Source organism: Frisingicoccus sp., from assembly GCA_016298055.1.
Classification (GTDB): Bacteria; Bacillota; Clostridia; order Lachnospirales; family Lachnospiraceae; genus Frisingicoccus.
In genome coordinates this window covers 1-5,306 of record JAEDDO010000123.1, presented here as the reverse complement: position 1 = coordinate 5,306, position 5,306 = coordinate 1, and the positions used below count along the sequence as shown (strand labels likewise).

Below are 5,306 nucleotides of genomic sequence, written 5' to 3'. Positions count from 1 at the left end.
AGAATACAAAGAAGAAGCTGAACCACGGATAAAGGAAATGCAGGAACATCTGCTCCTACAGCAGGAAGCAATCCGAGAATTACCGGAGGAGGAACAGATGGAACATCATGAGGCACAAAAAGAATCTGCTAAAGTATCTTATAGGCTGGAACTATCACAGTTCTGTGATAGTCTGCTGGAAGCAAGACAATACCCTTGTGTTATGTTACAATATCATTTAAATACATGAAGGCGGAAAGAAGGGCACAGGATGCAGAAAATATTGATTGTCGAAGATGACTGGGAATTAAATCATGGAATTTGTTATGCTTTAGAAAAAGAAGAGTATACGGTTTGCTCTGCCCATTCTCTGCAGGAAGCAAAAGATGTCTATCTGTCAGAAAATCCGGAGCTGGTACTGCTGGATGTAAATTTACCAGATGGCGAAGGATTTACATTCTGCGAATGGATGAAGGAAAGAAAAAAAGCTGCGATACTCTTTCTCACGGCCAGAGATCTGGAGAAGGATGTGCTCAAAGGCTATGAGCTGGGTGCTGAGGATTATGTTACCAAACCATTTTCCATGAAAATCCTGCTGAAACGAATTGAAGTGATCTTAAAGCGAAATCTTGAGTCCAAACATCATGTTTTTGACGATGGTTATTTGTATATTGATTTCAATCAGGCGAAAGCTGCTGTAAATGGAAAAGAACAGTCTTTTACACCCACAGAGTTTCGTCTGCTGCATGAACTCAGCTCTCATGCTGGGCAACTATTGACTTATGATATTTTGTTGGAACGATTATGGGATAGTGGCGGACAATTCGTTGATAAACATGCACTTGCTGTCAATGTGAATCGATTGCGCAGGAAAATGGAAGATGAAAATCATAAATATATTTCCAATGTTTATGGGATGGGGTATCAATGGCTGGACTGATTAGCATAACAATTTGTGCTGTTTTTGCAGCGATTCTTTCGGCTTGGAAACTGTGGCGATTTCAACATGAGGTCTATTCCTTTGCAGATCAATTTGAGCAGGCTCTGGACTACATTTTATCTGAAAAAAAGGTCATAGGATTAGATGAAATAGAGGATACGCTCTGGGGGAAGATCAGCGAAAAGCTCCGGCGCGTTGACCATGTTTGGAAACAGAAAAATACAGAAATATTGCGGGAAAAGCAGCAAATCGAAGAACTGATTTCCGATATTTCCCATCAAACAAAAACGCCGATTGCCAATATGAAGGTCTATTTGGAAATCTTACAGTCAGAAGCGTCATCTGCACGCGAGGCAGAATTTTTAAGCAATATGGAACGTCAGACAGAAAAACTGGATTTTCTGTTACAGAGCATGATAAAAATGTCCCGGCTGGAAACAGGAAGCATGCAGATTCAGAAGCGTGAAGTGAATCTGATTGATACATTGGGACATGCAGTTGCTGCCCTTGTACCCAGGGCAGAGAAAAAACAGCTGCGGTTATCAGTGGACTGTGATGTGCAGATCAAGCTGTTTCATGACCCGAAATGGACAGAAGAAGCGGTTTTTAATTTACTGGATAATGCAGTGAAATATACAAAATCAGGCGGGAGCATCCATCTGTCTGTGACCAGACAGGAATTGTTTACCAAAATCAGTGTATGGGATACAGGAAAGGGTATCACACAGGAGCGCCAGACGCAAATTTTCACCCGGTTTTATCGAGAACCGGAGGTACATGATGAAGAAGGCATCGGTATCGGATTGTACCTGACCAGACGAATTGCAGAGCTTCAGGATGGATATGTTGAAGTACATTCCATACCGGGACAGGGTTCTGAGTTTCAATTGTATCTGCCCAATCAATCATCACAATATTGTGATACTTGAAAAATGAGAGCAGTTTGTGATTTTTATGCGGTATGCTTACCTCAGCAACCAAGAAGGAGGCATCTGTTATGGAAGCTGTAAAAACACAGAATTTGAAGAAATATTATCAGCTCGGGAAAAATACCGTCAAGGCGCTGGATGGTGTGGATTTCCTTGTGCAGGAACAGGAATTTGTTTCGATTATCGGGAAGTCCGGAAGCGGAAAAAGTACGCTCCTGCATATGCTTGGCGGGCTGGATACACCGACCAGCGGTTCGGTATGGATTGATGGAAAGAATTTGGCAGAACTGAATCAGGAACAGCTGGCAATTTTCCGCCGCCGAAAGGTTGGATTTATTTTTCAGAATTATAATCTTGTACCGGATTTGAATGTATATGAAAATGTTGTATTGCCGATTGAATTGGATGGACGCCATATAGACCGGGAATTTGTGGATGAAATCCTGAATCTGCTGCAACTGGAGGAAAAGCGTAAAGCATTGCCCCATACCTTATCCGGCGGCCAGCAGCAGCGTGTGGCAATTGCACGGGCCATTGCTTCCAAACCGGCGATTATCCTGGCAGACGAACCGACAGGAAATCTGGATACAGCTACCAGTCATGATGTTATGGGACTGCTGAAGCTGGCGGCAGGGAAATTCCAGCAGACCATTATCCTGATTACACATGACCATGATATTGCGCAGCTGGCAGACCGGATTGTCCGTATTGAGGACGGCAAGATCGTAAAGGACGGTGTCAGTTATGCTGAAAAATAATAACGGCGCTGTGATTACGCACATGGCAAAGCGTTCTCTTGTCAGCAACAAACGCAGAAGTGTGATTATGATTCTGGCAATTGCGCTGTCTGCGTTTATGCTGTTTACTATTTTGACTGTTGGCGGAACATGGTTGCAAATGCAGTGGGTACAGAATATCCGCTTAAATGGTGGAGATTTTGATGCCTTCATTTATGGAGGTTTTACAGAGGAACAGAGAAAAACATGCGAAAAGGATTCTGCTGTTGAGGAGATTGGCACAGAAGGGTTTTGCGCATGGGCAATCAGGACAGAGTATGATGATACCCTTCATACAACCTTTGTATGGGCGGATGATACGCAGTGGAATACCATACATCAGCCTGCAATCGAACAGGTCAGAGGCACATATCCGCAAAAGGACAATGAAGTCATGACAACACAGGAGGCATTAAAAGACTGTGGCTTTGAGGGATTGGATGTGGGCGATTCGTTTACCATTACCTATATGGACAACAATGGAGAACACACAAAAGAATTTACCATTTCCGGCATGTGGGACGGCTATGGGGACAAAAAAGTTTTTTATGTTTCCAAATCATTTTTTGATCAATCCGGATTTACACTGGAAGATTACGGACGCGGATTTTTATATTTGAAGTTTCAATCTGCGATTGTTACACAAAGGACACAGGACGATCTGGAGCAGAGCCTGAATCTTGGAAAAAAACAGCGTTTTTTGATTACAGGTGATACAGAAACCTCCGTACAGATCTTATTTGGGCTGCTTGGTTTGATATGTATTACCTGCCTGAGCGCCTATCTGCTGATTTATAATATTCTATATCTGTCTGTTTCTGGAAATGTGCGGTATTATGGCTTGCTGCAAACCATAGGCATGACAGAAAAACAGGTTTACCGGCTGGTGGAGAAGCAGATGCTGTTTATTGGTGCTATTGGAATTGCTGCTGGTATGCTTGCCGGTGTTGCAACCTCCTTTGGACTGATTCCGGCTGTGGTCAAAACACTTGGCATCCGTGAAGCGGATATTTCCATTACTTTTCATCCGGCCATTTTCCTGCTGACCCTCCTGATTGCTGTATTGACAATTTATATAGGCAGCAGGAAACCGGCAAAAATGGCGACACAAGTGACACCAATTGAAGCACTGGGATACCGCCCGCAGGCCGGAAGGAAACTTTCACATAAAACGGGGAAAGACAATCTTCTTTGGAGAATGGCACGGGAACAGCTATGCCGTGACAAGAAAAAGACAGCGATGGTGGTTGCTGCACTGGGAATCTGTCTGTCTTTTTTCCTGTGCATGGTAACGCTGATTGAAAGTCAGGGACCACGCACCATTGTTTCAGACTATATGGACGCCGATATGATTATCAATAATGATACCATGCAGATGGAAACACAGGATAAATGGAAACCATTGATTGACGATGCCTTTTTAACAGAATTACAGCAGAATCAGGCCATTCAGGAAGTACACCCAATTGTCAATGCGCAGATTGTTGTACCATGGGAAGCTGATTTTGTGGATTATTGGATGGATGAATTCTATGATATGTGGATGGGTGAAGAGTACGCAGATATCAAGGAGGATTATCAGCAGCATCCAGAGAAGTACAGCTCTTTTCTTGTTGGTATTGATAAACAGGAATTTGAATGCCTGAATGCAACGCTGGAACAACCGGTGGACGAAGCAGATTTTCTTGCGGGGAATGCGTGTATTCTATATACAAATTGGCTAAAACTGAATCAAACAAAGACGATTGGAAAATCGATTTCATTTTATCCGGATGGACAGGACGATCAGATGTTTCAGATGACGATTCAGGGAACGACAGAGGATACCTATTATGCAAATCTGCTGGGAACGCCTCCAACGATGATCGTCAGCGATAGATTTGTCAAGGGTATTGTCGATCGTCCATATGTATCAAAAGTTAGAGTGAAGTATCAAGAGGAGTACAATGAAACCACAGAAAATGATATCATAGGTATGATTCAAATGAGTCCGTATCAAAAAGACTTCTCCTATGAATCCAAGATAGAGGCAATGAAAACGGTCAAAGAGGCACAGGGAAATATGCTGGGAATTGGAATTGGCATTGCCCTGGTACTTGCATTCATTGGTATGATGAACTATCTGAATGCATCGGTGGGCAATATCCAGAGCAGGCAGGTTGAGCTTGCTGTCATGGAAAGCATCGGGATGACAGGAAAACAGGTGAGACGGCTGCTGATTCGTGAAGGACTGCTGTATGCGGGAGCGTCCCTTGCTGTTGCGCTGACCGTTGGTTTGGGCGTGACCTATGTGCTGTATCAGTCCATGAACTATCGAGGCGTACCGTTTGCTGTACCGGTTTTGCCGATTGCGGCCGCAGCGCTGGGCATTGTCGTGCTGTGTGTTATCATTCCACTGGCAGCGTATCACGGTATGGAGCGCAAAGGCTCCATTGTAGAGCGAATTCGAGGATTTGAGTAGGGTTTGTATGATAAAATAAGAATCAAAAAGCAGGTAGATCGAAAAGCAGTTTTACAGAAAAGTTTGATAAAAGCATAGAGAAGCGGGTAATTCTACGGCAAAAGCTGTGGAATTACCCGCTTAGATTTTTAAATTTTCTTTTCGCAACTTGCACTTGCAATTTGCGAACGAAAAAATTCTTGTTGTATTGCAAGTTCAAGTTAGAATTTGTATAATAGAAA

General features: G+C 43.2%; 5 protein-coding genes. All 5 read left to right on the top strand.

Annotated elements, in window-relative coordinates; translation table 11 throughout:
- Positions 1-229 (top strand): hypothetical protein (locus QZZ35_RS08795; RefSeq protein WP_291237064.1); only part of this gene is annotated, 229 nt, incomplete at its 5' end.
- 21 nt (positions 230-250) lie between these two features.
- Positions 251-919, top strand: a complete 669-nt coding sequence (locus QZZ35_RS08790; RefSeq protein ID WP_291237063.1) for a response regulator transcription factor — start codon at positions 251-253, stop codon at positions 917-919.
- Entirely contained in the window at positions 907-1,848 is a 942-nt protein-coding gene (locus QZZ35_RS08785; protein WP_291237062.1) for a sensor histidine kinase, read from the top strand. The genes QZZ35_RS08790 and QZZ35_RS08785 overlap by 13 nt, the downstream gene beginning before the upstream one ends.
- A 68-nt stretch (positions 1,849-1,916) precedes the next feature.
- Positions 1,917-2,606 carry an ABC transporter ATP-binding protein gene (locus QZZ35_RS08780; protein WP_291237061.1) on the top strand — a complete coding sequence of 230 codons (690 nt, stop codon included), beginning with the start codon at positions 1,917-1,919 and terminating at the stop codon, positions 2,604-2,606.
- A complete protein-coding gene (locus tag QZZ35_RS08775; protein WP_291237060.1) occupies positions 2,593-5,085 on the top strand; it encodes an ABC transporter permease in 2,493 nt (830 codons plus the stop codon). Before QZZ35_RS08780 ends, QZZ35_RS08775 begins: the two co-directional genes overlap by 14 nt.
- Positions 5,086-5,306 lie beyond the last annotated feature (221 nt).